Origin of the sequence: Streptomyces sp. NPDC090127 (assembly GCF_044746945.1) — a bacterium.
In the GTDB taxonomy this organism is placed as follows: Bacteria; Actinomycetota; Actinomycetes; order Streptomycetales; family Streptomycetaceae; genus Streptomyces.
Map to the genome: position 1 here is coordinate 1,067,066 of NZ_JBIVDE010000002.1, position 16,581 is coordinate 1,083,646.

The following is a 16,581-nucleotide window of genomic DNA, read 5'->3' on the forward strand; positions in this document are numbered from 1 at the left end:
CGAGGGAGTCCGGTCATGACGCATGCCTCCGACGAGTCCAGGCCGCACGAGACCGCCGTCTACACCCATGGCCACCACGAGTCGGTGCTGCGCTCGCACAGCTGGCGCACCGCCGCGAACTCGGCGGCGTACCTGCTGCCCGAACTGAAGTCCGGCCTGGACGTCCTGGACGTGGGCTGCGGCCCGGGGACGATCACCGCCGACCTGGCGGCGCTGGTCGCGCCGGGGCGGGTGACGGCGGTCGACGCCGCCGAGGACGTCCTGGACAAGGCGCGAGCGGTCGCCGCCGAACGGGGCCTGACGAACGTGGAGTTCGCGGTCGCCGACGTCCACGCCCTGGACTTCCCCGACGACTCCTTCGACGTGGTCCACGCGCATCAGGTGCTCCAGCACGTGGGCGACCCGGTGCGGGCGCTCCACGAGATGCGGCGGGTCTGCCGCCCGGGCGGGGTCGTCGCGGCACGCGACAGCGACTACGGCTCCTTCACCTGGTACCCGGCCTCGCCCGCGCTGGACCGCTGGCAGGAGCTGTACCAACGGGTGGCGCGCGCCAACGGCGGCGAACCGGACGCGGGGCGACGGCTGTTCGCCTGGGCGCGGCGGGCCGGGTTCACGGACATCACGACGACGGCGGGCACCTGGTGTTTCGCGACGCCGGACGAGCGGGCCTGGTGGAGCGGACTGTGGGCGGACCGGACGACGGCGTCCGTCTACGCGCGGCTGGCGGTGGACGGCGGCCATGCGACGCCGGAGACGCTCGCCGGGATCGCGAGCGCGTGGCGGGAGTGGGGCGAGCGGGAGGACGGCTGGTTCATGGTCCCGCACGGGGAGATCCTCTGCCGGGTCCGGTGATCCTCAACTAGGCTCGTCCGTATGGTGATTCTGGGGACCACTCTGCGTATCTGCGTCGACGACCTCGAACCCGCGGTGCGGTTCTACGAGCGGCTCACCGGCGCCCCCGCCCAGCGTTTCGAGCGGGGCGGGGTGTCGGCGGCGGCCGTCGGCTGCTTCCTGCTGACGAGTGGGCCGGAAGCGGAGCTGGAGGTGCTGCGCAAGGTCGCCGCGACCATCTCCGTCCAGGATGTGGAGGTGGCGTTCACCGCGCTGACCGAGGCCGGCGCAAAGATCGTGGCGGGCCCGGTCCCGACGCCGGTGGGCCGCAATCTGATCGCGGTCCACCCGGACGGTTCGGTCTTCGAGTACGTCGACCGCCGGGTCTGAGCCCGCTCAGGCTCGGCTCTGAGCCCCACAGGCGCAGGCCTGAGCCCGCGCAGGCGCGGCTCTGAGCCCGCGCAGGCGCAGGCCTGAGCCCGCTCAGGCTCGGCTCTGAGCCCCACAGGCGCAGGCCTGAGCCCGCTCAGGCGACGGAAGCGTCCCGGCCGAGGGTCCGCTCCACGGTCTCGTACGTGACGCCGTGGTCCGCCAGCGCCTCGGCGACGACTCCGGGGCGGGCGGTCAGGGCCAGCAGCAGGTGCTCGTCACCGATCGTCTTCTCGCGGCGGCCGAGGCAGATCCGCAGGGAACGCTCCAGGACGCTCTTGGACTCGCGGCTGAACGCGGGCCGCCCGGCACGGCGGGCGCTCTCCCGCCGGTCGTCGGCGAGCGCGCCCGGCCCGTGGGCCTCCTCGACGCGGGCGACGATCTCCGGCACGTCGATGCCGAGCCCCGCCAGCGCCTCGGTGTCGGCCTTCGACAGTCCGCCCCGCCTGCGCGCGTCGGCGAGCGCGGTCTCCAGGGAGACCCGCGCGTCGGCCGCCCCCAACGCCCGCAGGGCGAAGGACGCCTTGGTGCCGCGCGCGTCCAGCAGCGCGAGCAGCAGGTGCTCCTCGGTGACCAGCTGGACGCCCTGCTCCCGGGCCCGGTCCACCGCGCCGGTCACCACCGCACGGGCCCCCCGCGTGAATCGCTCGAACATCAATGCCTCCCGTACTTCTTGTGCACGGCCTGACGGCTCACGCCCAACTCCGCCGCGATCTCCTGCCACGACCAGCCCTGGGCGCGGGCGCTGCGCACCTGGACGGCCTCCACCTGCTCAAGGAGCCGCCGCAGGGCGGTGACGGCCCGAAGGCCCACCCGGGGATCACGGTCCCCGGCCCGCGCGGCGAGATCGGTTGCATCGGTCATGATGTCAACCTACGTTGACACCTCTCCTCTGTCAACCACGGTTGACAGAGGAGAGGTGTCGGGAGGTTGTCGGGAGCAGAGCCCGGACACGGCCTAAGGGCGCATCCGGAACTCGTACGCGTCCGGCAGCGGGTCGTCGGTCAGCGCCGACCAGACCTCGCCGACGACCTCCGCGCCCTCGCGCAGGTCCGCGACCTCGAAGCCCGCGTCGAAGACGGCCCGGGCCTCCGCCTTCCGCCCCTCGGCGAGCAGCAGGCGGGCCGCCAGGAAGCGGAAGGCGCCACGGGCGCGCACCTCCTCCGGCAGCCGGTCCAGGAGCGCGCGGGCCTGCGCCACGCACCCGGCCGCCAGGAGCGCGGCGACGGCCCCGCGGCCGAGCGCGGCGGCCACCACCGAGTCGACGGCCACCACCGAGTCGGCGGCCAGGTCGTCGAAGGCCTCGGCGAACCGTTCGGCGGCGCGCGCCCGGTGACCGCCCTCCTGGTCGGCGACGGCCAGGCAGTACAGCAGCGGCCAGCGCACGCCCTCCTGCTGGAGCCCGCGTTCCCAGCTCCGTACCGCCTGTGCGAGGTCGCCCGCGTGCCACTGGGCGATCCCGAGGTGGTACTCGGTGAGCGGGTCGGCGGGCGCGGTCTCCAGCATGTCCCGCCAGTGGCCGGCGACGACCGGCGGGCCGGGCGGGACGCCGTCGGGCAGCGGCGGCAGGACGCCCGTGCGCAGCAGTTCGAGCCAGGGCTCCTGCTCCTCCCCCAGGGTCGACGCGGGGAACGGTGTCCCGGGCAACTCGTGCCCCTGGGCGAGGACTTCGAGGGCGCCCCAGCCGGAACCCGTCGCGAGGACGGTGACCGGTTCGGCGTCGGCCGGACCGGCCCGCCAGGCCTCGTACGCCGCGTCGACGGCGGTGCGCGGCAGGGCCGCCTCCAGGGCCTGCCCGACCTCCGTACGGGCCGCCGACCAGTCCGCGCCGTGCACGGTCGCGGGCGCGGCGGCCAGCGGACCGTACGCCTCCAGCCAGCTGAACTCCGCGCCGCCCTCCAGCCTCAGGTGCTCCAGCTGGGTCCGGGCGAGTCCCGCCTGGATCTCGGCGTATCCGGGGGCGCCGGGGGCGGTGAGCCACTCCTGCCAGCGGCGGCCGCCGCGCGCGGTGCCCCAGAGGAAGAGCTTCCGCCCGCGCAGCAGATCCGTCGAGGTCTGCACGAGGCCCGTGCCGTGCTCGTCGAGCGCGGCGATCCAGCGCCGGTCCGCGTCCGGGACGTCGTAGAAGTAGTCGGCGGGCAGGACGCTGCGCCGCGGGTACGTGCGGTCCTCGGCCACGCCCGTGCCGTCCTCGGCGACCGGGACGGGGACGCGGCGCAGCCCGCGCTCGTAGCCGTGCAACCAGGCCGTGTCGGCGGGGGCGAGGATCCGGCGGTCCTCGGGGACGGCGGTGTTGGACCACCAGTAGACGGGCACGGTCCGCTCGTGCGGATTGCGGATCCGTACACCGACGTGGAGGAAGTCGCTGCCCTCGGGCAGCCACAGGTCGACCTGGAACGGCAGGTCGCGCAGCCGCTCCCACTCCCACAACCGCAGCATCTCGCCGCCACCGGGCGCCGGGACGACCGCCGCGTGCACCGGGGAGCAGGAGAGGGTGGTGTGGCCGGTGGCGCCGATGTTCCACTCGATGCCGCCGGCGAACCAGGCGCCGTTGAGCGCGAACGCGGCGGGCTGGAACACCGGGTTGCGGTGCACGAGTTCACGGCCGGTGGGCTTGTGGTGCAGGGAGTGGACGCGCCCGCCGAGGCCGGGCAGCACGGTCGCCCGCACCCGGTCGTTCTCGATGACGAGGGCGTCCAGCTCGGTGGGCACACGGTCGCGTCCGTAGCCGTCGCGCACCGGGGCGGGCAGCACGGTGCGCAGCGGCGCGTACCCGAGCTGCCGGGCCATGTCACGCGGCAGCTCCTCGGTGGCGCGTGGGTCGACCGTCGGGGTTCCGTCGAGGCCCCGCAGGGCGGGCAGCGGGTTGTCCGGGCCCAACGGGGCCGCGGGCAGGGTCAGTACGGCACGTCGTACGGTCGTCATGGCGCCCATGGAACACGGCGGGCGCGCGTCTGACCAGGGGGTCTCTCCGTCAGGCTTCGGCAAAGGCGGCGACGACGAGGTCCGTGAGGAGCGCCCCGGCGGTGCCGTCCGGGTCGAGATCGGGGTCGTAGATCGTGACGTTGAGGCCGACGCAGCGCTCGGAGCGGAGCAAGGTCCGCAGCAGGGGCGCGAGTTCGTCGGGCAGCAGGCCGTCGGGGTCGGGGCTGTCGACGGCCGGCATCACCGACGGGTCGAGGACGTCGGCGTCCAGATGCACCCAGAAGCCGTCGAGGGCCGGGGCCCCGAAGGCGGTGACCGTGGCGGCGGCGAGGTCGGCCGGACCCCAGGCGCGCAGGTCGGCGACGGTGACGACGGGGACCTTCAGGGCGCGCAACTCCACGAGTTCGGGATCGTCGTGGTAGGCGTCGCGGATGCCGAAGAGCCGGACGTCCTCCTCCAGGAGGTAGGGGCCGAGGCCGTCCAGGTCGGTGAGGTCCCGCTGGCCGCGCCCGGTGGCGAGCGCCAGTTCCTCGCCGCCCGCGGCGCCGACCCGGTCGGAGTTGCCGGGGTGGCGGAAGTCCGGGGAGGCGTCGATCACGGCGAGTCCGTATCGGCCGATCCGGCGCAGCGCGAGGGAGGCGCCGAGCTGGATCGAGCAGTCGCCGCCGAGGACGACGGGGAACTCGCCGGCCCGTACGTGGCGCTCGATCCGGTCGGCGAGGGTACGCGTGTACGTCGCGAGGGCGGCCGCGTTGAAGACGCCGTCGCCCTCCTGCCAGTCTCCCCGGTCGTAGCGCGGCGGGACGACGACACCGCCCTCCAGCGCGCCGAGCCGGGCCACGATCCGGTTCTCGCGGAGGGCTCCGGCGAGCTTGTGGCAACCGGGGACGGCGCCGGGGACCGGCGGTCGCAGGCCGAGGTTGGACGGGGCGTCGAGCACCACGATATTCCGCATGCGGCCCATCCTCGCCGCCGTACTCTGGATCTTCAACGGTGACGGGAGTACGGAGAGAGATGAGCACGCAGCACACCTACCGGGTGATCGTGCGCGGCACGTTCGAGGCTCTGTCGGCGCCGAGCCGGACCCGGCTGCTCGCCGAGGTCGACGCGCACGGCCTGGAGACGATGCGGTTCACCGAGGAGGGCTCCCTCTCCTACGACAGGACCCTGAAGCACTTCTCGTACCGCCTGGTCGTCGTCTCGGACGCGGCGGACGGCGAGGAGATGGCGGGCGCGATCGCCGAGGACCGGGTGGAGACGGCGCTCGCGGAGCTGGGGTACGCCCATGGGGAGCTGAGGTCGACGGTGACCGACCTGGACACAATGAAGATCAACTACAAGCGCTGAGCACCGGCCGACGGGGGCGTCGGGTCCGGCGCGGGCGTCGGGTCCGGTTCGGGCTCCGGTTCGGGCTCCGGATCCGGCTGCGGCTACAGCTCCGGCTGCGCCTCCGGCTCCGACTCCGGCTCCGACTCCGGCTCCGGCTCCGGCGCGGTGATCGCCCAGCGCTCGTGGTCCCGCCAGGCGCCGTCGATGTGCAGCATGGCGGGCGAGAACCCTTCGAGGCGGAAGCCGGCCCGACGCACGAGCGCGCGGGAGGCGGCGTTGCCCGGCTGGATGTTGGCTTCGAGCCGGTGCAGCCCCAAGGGGCCGAAGGCGTACGGGAGGAGCAGCCCGAGCGCCTCGCCCATCAGCCCACGCCCTGCCGCGTGCGCGAAGGCGCCGTAGCCGAGGGCGCCGCTGCGGAAGGCGCCCCGGACGATGTTGTTGATGTTCAGGAACCCGGCGATCCGGCCCCGCCGGCCCCGCTCGCAGACCAGGAAGCCCGCCCTCGCCGGGTCCTCGGTGAGTGCCCGGGCGTAGGGCACGAAGGCCTCGGTCCGGTCGGGCGGGAACAGCCACGGCCGGTGACCGGCCCGGCTCTCGCGGGCCCGCGCGGTGAACTCCTCGGCGTCGTCGAGGCGGTAGCCGCGCAGAGCGACGCGGGGACCGGCGGTGAGGTACTGACCAAGATCGTCGGACATGACGCCCAGGCTACGGCGCGGACGGGAGCGGGGCCGATCCGCGCGACCCCACGCGCTGGGCGGGCCCGGACGCGGTCCGCGGCCTTACGGTCGGGCGGGCGCGGGGCCGGACGCGGTCCGCGGCCGTACGGGCCGGACGCGGTCGGCGGCGTACGGGCCGGACGCGGTCGGCGGCGTACGGGCCGGACGCGGTCGCGGAGCCCCCGTCAGCGGCGGGCCGAGCGGACTCGAGGTGGGCAGTCCTCGCCGTGCTTCACCACGCCGACCACGACGGTCGTCCGGCCGTCGAGGACCGTGCCCTCGGCCGGGTACTGGGTGCACACCCGCCAGTGCGGCGGCCAGAGCACCCGCCGGTCGCCTCCGCCGACGTCGTGGACGTCGAGGCGGGTACGCGGGGCGAGGCCGGTGAAGACCCGCCAGAGGCCCTTGCCCAGGAGGCCGGGCATCGGACGGACGGGCGCCGGCGCGGAGCCCTCGGCCGCGACCGCGTCCTCCGCCGAGGTGACCGCCACCGCCGCGAGGGCGAGGAGGGCGCCGGCTCCCAGGACCGCCGCCCGCCTCACGAGCGCCGCCGGGTCGCCGCGCGGGAGCCGTGGACCGCGTCGCGCGGCGTCGTGGCGAGGAGAGCCGGATGGAGCCGCATCGAGACCGGGCCTCCGCTCGATGTTCCCTTGGGACCCATGCCCGGACCTCTCCTCCGTCGTACGCGACCGCCCCCGTGGGACCAGGATGGCGGGATCCGGCCCGCACGGGGGCGGTGGGAGGGGCCGTACGAGTGAGGGTGCGGCCTCCCCGTCGTCCCCGGTCGTCGGCGTGCCCGGTCGTCGGCGTGCCCGGTCGGTGGCTCCGGACGGACCGGGCCTCCGGCGCGGCGCCGCCCCGGTTCAGTGGTGGGCGAGGACCAGCCGCGGCGCGTCGTCCGAGGCCTCGGCCGGGTCGGGGCGCTGGATGAGCAGCGCGGTCAGGACGCCGACGCCGAGCAGCGCGAGGGCCGCGTACATGGCGTGCTGGTAGCCCGCCTCGGTCGGGCCGGCCGCGTCGCTGCCCGCCGTGATCATCGCGGAGGCGAGGGCGATGCCGAGGGAGGCCCCGATGCCGAAGCAGGCACCGTTGAGGCCGGAGAGCGAACCCGGCTTGTCCTTGGGGGCGGTGGTGACGGCGAGGCCGTTGAGGCCGGTGAGCATGAAGCCGCCGTACGTGATGCCGAGCGCGGCGAGCGCGGCGACCAGGATCCACTCGTTATGGAGGAAGAAGGTGGCCAGGAGGAAGATCGCGAAGTTGGCGATCGCACCGGTCACCACGATCTTCCGCCAGCCGATCCTCGGGCCGAGGCGCCCGGTCAGCGGGGCGGAGACCACCCCGATCAGCTGGATCGGGGTGAGGAAGAGGACGGCGGCGGCCACCGCGGTGAGCCCGAGGCCCACGCGGGCGTCCTGCGAGAAGAGCGGGATGGTCAGCGCGATGGCGCCGAAGGCGCCGCCCAGGGTGCAGACGGTGGTGAGCAGCAGCGGCCAGGCGCGGCGGGAGGCCAGCACGTCGAGGTCGATGACCGGGTTGGCCGCGCTCTTCTGCGAGACGACGAAGAAGACGAGCGAGGCCAGGCCGCCCAGCAGGAAGCCGAGGGTGAGGACGGAGGTCCAGCCCCAGGCGGCGCCCTGGGCGAGCCCGACGAGGATGCCGGTGAGGCCGAGCGCGAGGGCGGCGATGCCCCGGGAGTCGAAGCGGCCGTCGGTGGCGGTGGGCGGGACGTCGGGGACGTACTTCCGTACGCCGATCAGGCCCGCGACGGCGATCACGGTCGAGCAGACGAAGATGCCACGGAAGCCGATGGTGTCGGCGATCTGGCCGCCGGCGATGGCGTCGACACCGGCGAGACCGCCGTTCACGGCGGTGATGACGCCCGCGGCCTTGCCGAAGCCGGCCGGGGTGAGCAGCTGGTTCAGGGTGAGGAAGGCGAGGGTGAACATCGCGGCCGAGATGCCCTGGAGGATGCGTCCCGCGATGAAGATCTCGATGTTCGGCGCGACGACGCAGAGCAGGTTGCCGACGATCAGGACGACGGCACAGACGATCATCATCGGCTTGCGGCCGCGCTGGTCGCTGAGGCGGGCGAGGGTGACCTGGCCGATGGCCGCCATCAGGAAGAAGAGGGTCTGGGAGAGACCGGCGGCGGCCGTGGTGGTGCCGAGGCGCTCGATGACATCCGGCAGTGCGGGGCTCAGCATCGTGGCGTTGATCTGGTACCCGAGGACGGCGAGCACCATCGCCAGAAGCATGGGCCCGCGGCCCTTGAGGTCGGACGTGGCTGACATGTGGGCCCCTTTGCCGTGGATGTCATGTGATGTCGTGGATGTCATGGCAGTGAACACTGCTTGTCTGACAAGCAGCGCTCAGACAGAGTGAGTTCTACGCGCGTCACACGTCAAGACCCTTTGACCTGTGATTCGGAATACCGTTCACTTGCCGACAAGTGGGCCAAGGAGGGGCAGTGGCAGTCAGCGGACAGCAGCGACGACCGGTCGTGGTGCTCTACGAGCGGATCGCCGACGCCATCCACGACGGCACCTATCCCCCGGGCTCGACCCTCCCCTCCGAGCCGAAGCTCGCCGGCGAGCTGGGCGTCAGCCGCCCCGCGCTGCGCGAGGCCCTGCTCCTGCTCCAGGAGGACGGCCTGCTCTCCGTGCGGCGCGGGGTCGGCCGGACCGTCAACGACCACCCGCCGCGCCGGGGCTTCGAGCACATCCAGCCGCTGGAGGAGCTCATCGGGACGGGCGGGCCGCTGCGGGTACGGGCGCTGCTGCGGGCGGTCGAGGAGCCGACCGACTTCACCACCCAGCACCTGCTGGCCCCCGCCAGGGCGGAGCTGCGGTTCTGGGAGTCACTGCTGGCTGGCGAGGGTTCGGCGGCGGCGCTCAGCCAGGAGTGGGCGGCGGCCGACGACGTACTGGAGCGGGCGCATCCGACCTTCGCCGAGGCGCTGCGCACCGAGCCGGCGGCCGAGCGGACGTCGATGCTGGCGGTGCTCACCGGAGCCTCGCGCGGGGTGCCGCTCGGGGCGCACAGCAGCGTGACGGCGACCCTGGTCGGGCAGCGCAGGGGCGAGCAGCTCGGCCGCCCCGCCGACACACCGGCGGTCCTCGTCACCCAGGTGGTGCGGGTCGGGGACATCCCGGTCCTGGCCGCCAAGCACATGCTCCCGACGGGGGCGCCCGCGCTGCCCGTCCTCCAGTCGAACTGAGCCCTCACGAGAGGGGGCGACCGGCGTCACAGCGCCCCGCCCCCGTCGTGGCGTACACTTCCGCGCCATGCACTTGTCTGACAACCTCGCCGCCCCGCTCAGCACTCCGGCCGCCACGCCCGTCGCCGAGTGGATCCGCCGCGCCCCGAAGGCCGTCCTCCACGACCACCTGGACGGCGGCCTGCGCCCCGCCACGATCGTCGAACTGGCCCGGGAGTGCGGCTACACCGCGCTCCCGACCGAGGACCCGGCCGCGCTCGCGGTCTGGTTCCGGGACGCCGCCGACTCCGGTTCGCTGGAGCGGTACCTGGAGACCTTCGCCCACACCTGCGCGGTGATGCAGACCCGCGCGGCGCTGCACCGGATCGCGGCCGAGTGCGCCGAGGACCTGGCGGCCGACGGCGTCGTCTACGCCGAGATCCGCTACGCCCCCGAGCAGCACCTGGCGGCCGGGCTGACCCTGGACGAGGTCGTCGAGGCGGTCAACGACGGCTTCCGCGAGGGCGAGCGCCGCTCCGGCGGCCGGATCACCGTGCGCGCCCTCCTCACGGGCATGCGTCACACCGACCGTTCGCTGGAGATCGCCCGGCTCACGGTCGCCCACCGGGACGCGGGGGTGGCCGGCTTCGACATCGCCGGCGGCGAGATAGGCAACCCGCCCGCCCGCCACCTGGCCGCCTTCCAGCATCTGAAGCACCACAACTGCCACTTCACGATCCACGCGGGCGAGGCAGTCGGCGCCGAGTCGATCCACGAGGCCGTGCAGGTCTGCGGCACCGAGCGGATCGGCCACGGCGTGCGGATCACGGACGACATCGCCGAGGACGGCACGCTCGGCCACCTCGCCGCGTACGTCCGCGACAACCGGATCGCCCTGGAGGTCTGCCCGACCTCCAACCTCCAGACGGGCGCCGCCAAGGACTACGCCACACACCCGATCGACGAGCTGCGCCGCCTCGGCTTCCGCATCACGCTGAACACGGACAACCGGCTGGTCTCCGGCACCACCATGAGCGAGGAGTTCCAGCACATGGTGGACGCCTTCGGCTACGGCCCGGAGGTCTTCGAGGAGTTCACGATCGCCGCCCTCGACGCCGCCTTCCTGCCGCTCCCGGAGCGGCAGCGACTGATCGACGAGGTCGTCCGTCCGGGATACACGGCGCTCAAGGCTGCCTAGCTCCGGGAGCGGGGGGGCCGGGCCGCTCGGCGGGCCCGGCCCGGCGCCCCCGCCGAGCCGACGGCCCCGCCGGCCCGGGGTCCCCGCCGACCCGGTGTCCCGGCCGAGCCGGCGGTCCCGCTGTACCGGTGTCCCCGCCGAGCCTGCGGTCCCCCGCCGAGCCGACGGCCCCGCCGAGCCCGGCGTCCCCTACGCGGGCACCAGTGGCCCTCGGGGGCCGGCGACCGTGCGGGTGTCCGTCGCCGCGAGCCGCGCCTCGAGGATGCCGCGCACCCTCGGCCACTCCTCGTCGAGGATCGAGTAGAACGCGGTGCTCCGCACGGCGCCGTCCAGGCCGCGCGAGTGGGCCCGGCGCACACCCTCGCAGGTGGCGCCGAGCCGTTCGATGGCGGCCCGGGACCGCAGGTTGCGGGCGTCCGCGCGCATCGAGACGCGCCGGACGCCCCACGCCTCGAAGGCGTGCCGCAGCATCAGCAGCTTGGCCTCGGTGTTGACGCCGGTGCCCTGGGCCCGGGGCACGAGCCAGGTGTTGCCGATCTCGGCCGCGTCCGGCACCGCGGTGAGCGGGTCGCCATGGGGCACCCCGGGGACCGAGGGCCAGATCAGCGGCCCCTGCCAGTAGTCGAGTTCCAGGAACCGGGTCGACCCGACGACCCGGCCCTCGGCGGTACTGACGACGGCGAAGGGCAGCGCCCGGCCCGCGGCCTGTTCGGCCAGGGCACGTTCGATGGAGATCTCCGCCGCGTCCAGGCTGTGGGGGACGGGCGTGAACGCGTACGTCGTACGGTCCTCGGTGCCGGCCGCGGCGATCGCGGCGGCGTGCTGCGGTGCGAGGGGTTCCAGCCGTACGGTGCGGCCGGACAGCACAACGGGAAGTGGCACGGGGCCTTCGGTCCTTCTGCGAGGGGGAGCTGCCCCGCACCGACGTCACGGCGCGAAGGCGGTGGCACAGTCTCCGTCCCGCCGCCCACGGAGAGGGGAAAGAACAGGTAAAGAACACCCGAAGGTCGCGTGAATCCACCCTTCTGGCTGCTACCCCACCTGGCCCTTGACAACGGGCAGCTCCAGGACGCCGGTGTCCTCGGGCGCGGCGGTCACGGTCACCGGCTTGACGCCCCGGTTCCCGAAGTACGCGTCGTCGCTCGCGGCGATCACGAACTCCAGCCGGTGGCCCGTCGCGTAACGGTGCGCGATGCCCGGCAGCTCCACCGTGAAGGGCCGGGTCACGTCCGGTACGCGTACGGGCGCCACGAGCCGGTTGACCAGGGTCTTCGTCCCGTCCGGGGCGATGTCGTACATCTTGGCGAAGAGCACCAGCTTGTCGGCCGCGTCACCGGAGTCCTGGACGCGTTCGGTCCGCGGGGAGACGACCCGGAGCGTGGCCCTGGGGGACCCGACGAGGTCGACGGGGGCGGTCAGCGGCTCGCCGGTCCAGCCGAGGTACGTGCCCTTGACGTCGTGGGGCCGCGGGTCGGGCAGGCCGATGAGGCCGGCGAGCGAGGACTCGGAGTGGCTCGTGGGCACCAGCCAGTTGCCGTACGTACGCGATCCGCGGGCGACCTTGGCGCGGTTGTCGACGAGCTTGCCGTCGCCGGAGAGGTAGAGCTCCTGGCTGAGCGCCGGGACGGTGGGCGCGGTGCCGTAACCGCTCTCCCAGGAGCGGTAGTAGGCGAACTCCGCGCCGGTGTCGGCGTTCGCGTCGCGGCGCAGGTACCGGTCGAACCAGGCGAGGACGCGTCGACCGACGTAGCTGGTCTCCAGATTGCCCTGCCCCAGGTCGAGTTCGCCGGGCGCCTGCCCTCCGCTGTGGCCCCACGACTGCCAGATCATCTTGGTCTCGACACCGCGCGCCTGGAGCCGTTCGTAGGTGTCCTGGGCCTCGTTGAGGGTGAAGAGGCTGTCGGACTGCCCTTGGACGAGCAGGGTCGGGGCGTCGACGCGGTCGAGGTACGAGACCGGGGAGACGCTCCGGGCGAAGTCGAGCATCTTCCGGGTGTCGGCGGCGGGGTAGCGGCCGGAGTTGAGCAGCCGGACGGTGTCGCAGGCGTCGGTGACGAAGTGCAGACAGCGCAGGCTGTTGATGCGGGACGGGTCCAGGGACGGGACGAGCAGCGGCTGGGCCTCCCCCATCAGGTAGAAGCCGTTGGCCCACTGCCATTTGAAGACACCGGGGGTCTCCCGGTCGGCGGCGTTGGGGGCGAGGGAGTGGGCGAGGTCGTTCCAGGTGATGAGCGGGACGAGGGCGTCGAGCCGGGGGTCGACGGAGGCGGTGGCGAGCTGGACGGCGCCGCCGTAGGAGCCGCCGATCATGCCGACGCGCGGGTCGCCCGCGCCGTCCCGGGTGACGAAGTCCGCGCGGGTGCCGTCGTCGGCGGCCCGGGTGCCACCGAGGAAGTCGAGGAGCCGGGCGGCCGCCTGGCCGTCGATGCGGGGGTCGTCGAGGGAGATCAGGCAGCCGGACGCGCCGAAACCGAGCCCGGAGTAGACGAGTCCGACGTAGCCCCGCTCGGCGAAGGCCTTCCCGATGGCGTCCGTGGAGCCGTCCGCCTTGCTCCCGCCGAAGCCGTTGGTGGCGAGCACGGCGGGCGCGGGGTGCTCCGCGTCCACCCCGGCCGGCCGGTAGAGGTCGGCGTCGACCGCGCAGGTCCGCCCGCCCGCCTCGACGGTGAACGTCAGCGCGGTGACGGTGTACGCGGCCTTCGCCGCGGCCCCGGACCCGGTCTCGGCCGAGGCCCCCGATTCGGCCCCGCTCGCCGGTCCGGCGAGCAGGAGCGGGGTCGCCATCGCCGTACTCGCGGCCAGGGCAAGGACCTTGCGGGACAGCGGCAGCGCACGGAGTACGGACACGGGGGCCTCCACACTGAGGATTACCGACTGGTAAGTACCGGGCGGGGCCATCGTGTGACACGTGTCATACCCGCGTCAACGCGCCGGGCAGGCCTTGTTGACGGAGATTCAGTGAAGCTCGGCGTCTCAGACCAGCGCCGGTACGTCCAGGGTGAGGGTCGCCGCGTCCGCGTCCAGCACCGCCGGCAGACCGAGCGGGACGGTGAGCGCCGTGTCACCGTGGCCGAAGCCCAGTTCCTCCACCACGGGAACGCCGAGGCCGGCCAGCCGGTCGGCGAGGACCGCGCGGACGTCCGCGTAGGGGCCGCACTCCGCCCAGGAGCCCAGGGCGACGCCCGCGACGCCGTCCAGCCAGCCGGAGCGCAGGAGTTGGGTCAGGATGCGGTCGACCCGGTACGGCTCCTCCCCCACGTCCTCCAGGAGCAGCAGGCCGCCACGGGCCGAGGGGCGGGCGTGCGGCGTGCCGAGCTCGGCGGCGAGGAGGCTCACGCAGCCGCCGAGGGTGACGCCGTGGGCCCGGCCGGGGGCGAGCGGGCGTGCGGAGTCGAGGCCGAGGGTCCGCACCGACTCCGGGGCGAAGAGGGTGGCGCGCAGGGACTCCTGGGTGCGCGGGTCCTTCAGGAAGCCGGCCGCCGCGACCATCGGGCCGTGGAGGGTGGCGAGTCCGACGCGTACGGCGAACGCCTCGTGCAGCGCGGTGACGTCGCTGTAGCCGACGAAGACCTTGGGGCCGGCGGCGCGGATCGCCGCCCAGTCGACCAGGTCCACCATCCGCTGGGCGCCGTAGCCGCCCCGGGCGCAGAGCACGGCGGACACCCCGGGATCGCACCAGGCCTCCTGGAGGTCCCGGGCACGGTCCTCGTCGCTCCCCGCGAGGTACCCGAACGCACCGTGGGTGTCGAGGACATGGGGTGCGACCACCGGTTCCAGGTCCCAGCCGCGCAGGATGTCCAGGCCCGCCGCGAGCCGGTCCTCGGGGACCGGTCCGCTGGTGGCGACGACGGCGACCCGGGCGCCCGGGCGCAGGCGCGCGGGCCGGGTGAGTGGGGGCACGGTCACGTCTTCAGCTCCAGGAGGGGGACGTCGGGGCGCGGGATGCCGAAGGTCTGTGCGTACAGCGAGAGTTCGGCCTCCAGGGAGCGGACCATCGTCTCGGCCCGGCGGAAGCCGTGGCCCTCGCCGTCGAAGGAGAGGTAGGCGTGCGGGATCCCCCGCCCGGCCGTCCGGGCGAGGAACCTCTCGGCCTGCGCGGGCGGGCAGATCACGTCGTCGAGGCCCTGGAGCAGCAGGAAGGGGGCGGAGATCCGCTCGACGTGGTCGATCGGCGAGCGTTCGCGATAGCGGGCGGGCACGTCGGCGAGCGGGCCGACCAGGGACTCCAGGTACTGGGACTCGAAGTCGTGGGTCTCGTCGGTGGCCCAGCCGAGCAGGTCGAGGATGGGGTAGATGATCGTGCCGCAGGCGTAGACCTCGGAGGAGACGAGGGAGGCGGCGGCGGTCCAGCCGCCCGCGCTGCCGCCCCGGACGGCGAGCCGGGCCGGGTCGGCGGTGCCCTCGGCGGCGAGCGCCTCGGCGACGGCGGCGCAGTCCTCCACGTCGACCACGCCCCACTGCTCGCGCAGCCGCTCGCGGTACTCCCGCCCGTAGCCGGTCGAGCCGCCGTAGTTGACCTCGGCGACGCCGATGCCCCGGGAGGTGAAGTAGGCGATCTCCAGGTCGAGGACGAGCGGCGCGTGCCCGGTGGGTCCGCCGTGCGCCCACACCACGTAGGGCGGCAGTTCCTGGCCGGACGGGGTCCGGTCGGGGCTGTGCGGCGGGTAGACGTGGGCGTGGATCTCGCGGTCGTCGGGCCCGGTGAAGGTGCGGATCTGGGGTTCGGGGTAGTACGACGGGTCGACCGGGTCCTCATGGGCGGAGCCGATGACCCGGGCCCTGCCCGTGCGGGTGTCCAGCTCCACGACCTCGTACGCGCTGCGCGGGCTCGCGGCGACGCCGACGACCCGTGTGCCGCGCGCGGCGAGGGTGGCGGCCCACTCGGTCCACGGTCCCGCGGCGTCGACGAGTTCACCGCTCTCGGGGTCGAGTATGCCGAGCGCGGTGGCCCCGCGGCCGTGGACGACGGCGACGAGGCCGTTCTCCAAGGGCTGGAACCAGGTGAGGCCGATCTTCCAGAGCGGTCCGCCGAACTCCTCGGGGCGCGGGCAGAGGGCGACCGGCTCGCCGCCGCCGGCCGGGTCGGTGCGGTAGAGGTTCCACCAGCCGCTGCGGTCGCTGACGTGGAGGAGCTGTCCGCCGGCGGTCCAGCCGACCTGCGGCACCGACTCCCCGGGCCCGCCGGCCACCGTCCGCGCCGGGCCGAAGGCGCCGTCGGAGCCGACGTCGGCGAGCAGGACCTCCGTACCGTCCCAGGGCATCCGGGGGTGGTCCCAGCCGATCCAGGCGGCCTGCCGGCCGTCCGGGGAGAGTCGGGGGCCGGTGACGAACCGGTGCCGGCCGTCGGAGAGTTCACGGATCGCTCCCCGGTCGTCGGCGGCCGTTCCGTCGAGGGGTACGGCGACGAGGACGCGGCGCACGTCGGTGGGCCGGGGGCCGGTGAACTCCTCCAGGACGCACCAGACTTCGGACCGCTCGGGGTGGAGCACCGGGTCGACCCAGCGCCGTCCGCCGCCGATGTCGGAGAGGGGGGTGAGGGGGCGGGGCGGCGCGCCGTCGCGGGCGTCGGGTTCGTAGGCGTACAGCCGCTGGTCGGCGAAGTGCGCGAACACCACGAGCGGCCCGCCCTCCGCGCGGGCCAGGCCCGTCCAGGGCAGTCCGCCGTACTCGATCACGCGGCTGCGGACGTTCCAGGGGGCCGGGAGCACCGACTCCTCGGCGCCGTCCGCGCGCCGCCTGACGAGCGCGCGCCTGCCGCCCTCGGTGGGGCGGGGCGCGGTCCACCACACCTCGTCGCCGACCACCCCGACGTACTCGGGTCGTCCGTCGTGGCGGGCGGCCAGCGCGGCGTCGATCGGTGAGGGCCAGGTGCCGTAGGCGCCCGTGGGTACCATCGCGACCTCCTTTGCGCGGACGGGGGTGGACAGAAGCGAACTTACGCGACTCCGGCGGAAGTC

17 protein-coding genes are annotated in these 16,581 nt (G+C 74.1%); 5 read left to right on the plus strand and 12 right to left on the minus strand.

What is annotated here, in order from left to right; all coding sequences use genetic code 11:
* Positions 1 to 15 precede the first annotated feature (15 nt).
* On the plus strand, positions 16 to 852 hold the full coding sequence (locus ACIPPS_RS10305; protein ID WP_401429180.1) for a methyltransferase domain-containing protein: 837 nt from the start codon (positions 16 to 18) through the stop codon (positions 850 to 852).
* A gap of 21 nt (positions 853 to 873) precedes the next feature.
* Positions 874 to 1,221: a VOC family protein gene (locus ACIPPS_RS10310; RefSeq protein WP_401429182.1), complete on the plus strand. Its 348-nt coding sequence runs from the start codon at positions 874 to 876 to the stop codon at positions 1,219 to 1,221.
* A gap of 136 nt (positions 1,222 to 1,357) precedes the next feature.
* On the opposite strand, the gene ACIPPS_RS10315 is transcribed toward ACIPPS_RS10310, so the two are convergent.
* From ACIPPS_RS10315 to ACIPPS_RS10330, 4 genes are all read right to left on the minus strand, one after another.
* On the minus strand, positions 1,358 to 1,915 hold the full coding sequence (locus ACIPPS_RS10315) for a Clp protease N-terminal domain-containing protein (protein ID WP_401429184.1): 558 nt from the start codon (positions 1,913 to 1,915) through the stop codon (positions 1,358 to 1,360).
* Positions 1,915 to 2,124 carry a helix-turn-helix domain-containing protein gene (locus ACIPPS_RS10320; RefSeq protein WP_401429186.1) on the minus strand — a complete coding sequence of 70 codons (210 nt, stop codon included), beginning with the start codon at positions 2,122 to 2,124 and terminating at the stop codon, positions 1,915 to 1,917. The genes ACIPPS_RS10315 and ACIPPS_RS10320 overlap by 1 nt, the downstream gene beginning before the upstream one ends.
* Before the next feature lie 93 nt (positions 2,125 to 2,217).
* A complete protein-coding gene (locus tag ACIPPS_RS10325; RefSeq protein ID WP_401429188.1) occupies positions 2,218 to 4,185 on the minus strand; it encodes a DUF5107 domain-containing protein in 1,968 nt (655 codons plus the stop codon).
* Between the two features lie 49 nt (positions 4,186 to 4,234).
* Positions 4,235 to 5,140, minus strand: a complete 906-nt coding sequence (locus ACIPPS_RS10330) for an arginase family protein (protein WP_401429190.1) — start codon at positions 5,138 to 5,140, stop codon at positions 4,235 to 4,237.
* A gap of 59 nt (positions 5,141 to 5,199) precedes the next feature.
* Between ACIPPS_RS10330 and ACIPPS_RS10335 the strand changes: the two genes are divergently transcribed.
* On the plus strand, positions 5,200 to 5,532 hold the full coding sequence (locus ACIPPS_RS10335; protein WP_401429192.1) for a DUF6204 family protein: 333 nt from the start codon (positions 5,200 to 5,202) through the stop codon (positions 5,530 to 5,532).
* A gap of 83 nt (positions 5,533 to 5,615) precedes the next feature.
* Here ACIPPS_RS10335 and ACIPPS_RS10340 read toward each other — a convergent pair whose 3' ends face one another.
* The 4 genes from ACIPPS_RS10340 to ACIPPS_RS10355 all read right to left on the minus strand — a co-directional run bounded on the left by ACIPPS_RS10340 (position 5,616) and on the right by ACIPPS_RS10355 (position 8,521).
* A complete protein-coding gene (locus ACIPPS_RS10340; protein WP_401429194.1) occupies positions 5,616 to 6,209 on the minus strand; it encodes a GNAT family N-acetyltransferase in 594 nt (197 codons plus the stop codon).
* A 206-nt stretch (positions 6,210 to 6,415) separates the two neighbouring features.
* The gene (locus tag ACIPPS_RS10345) at positions 6,416 to 6,772 is read right to left on the minus strand and encodes a hypothetical protein (RefSeq protein WP_401429196.1); all 357 of its coding nucleotides are present in this window, start codon (positions 6,770 to 6,772) and stop codon (positions 6,416 to 6,418) included.
* Positions 6,769 to 6,891: a hypothetical protein gene (locus tag ACIPPS_RS10350; protein ID WP_401429199.1), complete on the minus strand. Its 123-nt coding sequence runs from the start codon at positions 6,889 to 6,891 to the stop codon at positions 6,769 to 6,771. The genes ACIPPS_RS10345 and ACIPPS_RS10350 overlap by 4 nt, the downstream gene beginning before the upstream one ends.
* A 202-nt stretch (positions 6,892 to 7,093) precedes the next feature.
* Complete coding sequence (locus ACIPPS_RS10355; RefSeq protein WP_401429201.1) at positions 7,094 to 8,521, minus strand: MFS transporter; 1,428 nt, start codon at positions 8,519 to 8,521, stop codon at positions 7,094 to 7,096.
* Positions 8,522 to 8,697: 176 nt separating this feature from the next.
* Between ACIPPS_RS10355 and ACIPPS_RS10360 the strand changes: the two genes are divergently transcribed.
* Together ACIPPS_RS10360 and ACIPPS_RS10365 are read left to right on the plus strand one after the other, a co-directional pair.
* Positions 8,698 to 9,447, plus strand: a complete 750-nt coding sequence (locus ACIPPS_RS10360) for a GntR family transcriptional regulator (RefSeq protein WP_401429203.1) — start codon at positions 8,698 to 8,700, stop codon at positions 9,445 to 9,447.
* A gap of 67 nt (positions 9,448 to 9,514) precedes the next feature.
* The gene (locus tag ACIPPS_RS10365; RefSeq protein WP_401429205.1) at positions 9,515 to 10,624 is read left to right on the plus strand and encodes an adenosine deaminase; all 1,110 of its coding nucleotides are present in this window, start codon (positions 9,515 to 9,517) and stop codon (positions 10,622 to 10,624) included.
* A gap of 189 nt (positions 10,625 to 10,813) precedes the next feature.
* Here ACIPPS_RS10365 and ACIPPS_RS10370 read toward each other — a convergent pair whose 3' ends face one another.
* The 4 genes from ACIPPS_RS10370 to ACIPPS_RS10385 form a co-directional block, all read right to left on the minus strand.
* Positions 10,814 to 11,506, minus strand: a complete 693-nt coding sequence (locus ACIPPS_RS10370) for a GNAT family N-acetyltransferase (protein WP_401429208.1) — start codon at positions 11,504 to 11,506, stop codon at positions 10,814 to 10,816.
* Between the two features lie 150 nt (positions 11,507 to 11,656).
* Positions 11,657 to 13,408, minus strand: coding sequence for a CocE/NonD family hydrolase (locus ACIPPS_RS10375; RefSeq protein ID WP_401429585.1), 1,752 nt, complete (start codon positions 13,406 to 13,408; stop codon positions 11,657 to 11,659).
* 189 nt (positions 13,409 to 13,597) lie between these two features.
* The gene (locus tag ACIPPS_RS10380) at positions 13,598 to 14,530 is read right to left on the minus strand and encodes an LD-carboxypeptidase (protein WP_401429211.1); all 933 of its coding nucleotides are present in this window, start codon (positions 14,528 to 14,530) and stop codon (positions 13,598 to 13,600) included.
* Positions 14,527 to 16,518, minus strand: coding sequence for a prolyl oligopeptidase family serine peptidase (locus ACIPPS_RS10385; protein ID WP_401429213.1), 1,992 nt, complete (start codon positions 16,516 to 16,518; stop codon positions 14,527 to 14,529). The genes ACIPPS_RS10380 and ACIPPS_RS10385 overlap by 4 nt, the downstream gene beginning before the upstream one ends.
* Positions 16,519 to 16,581 lie beyond the last annotated feature (63 nt).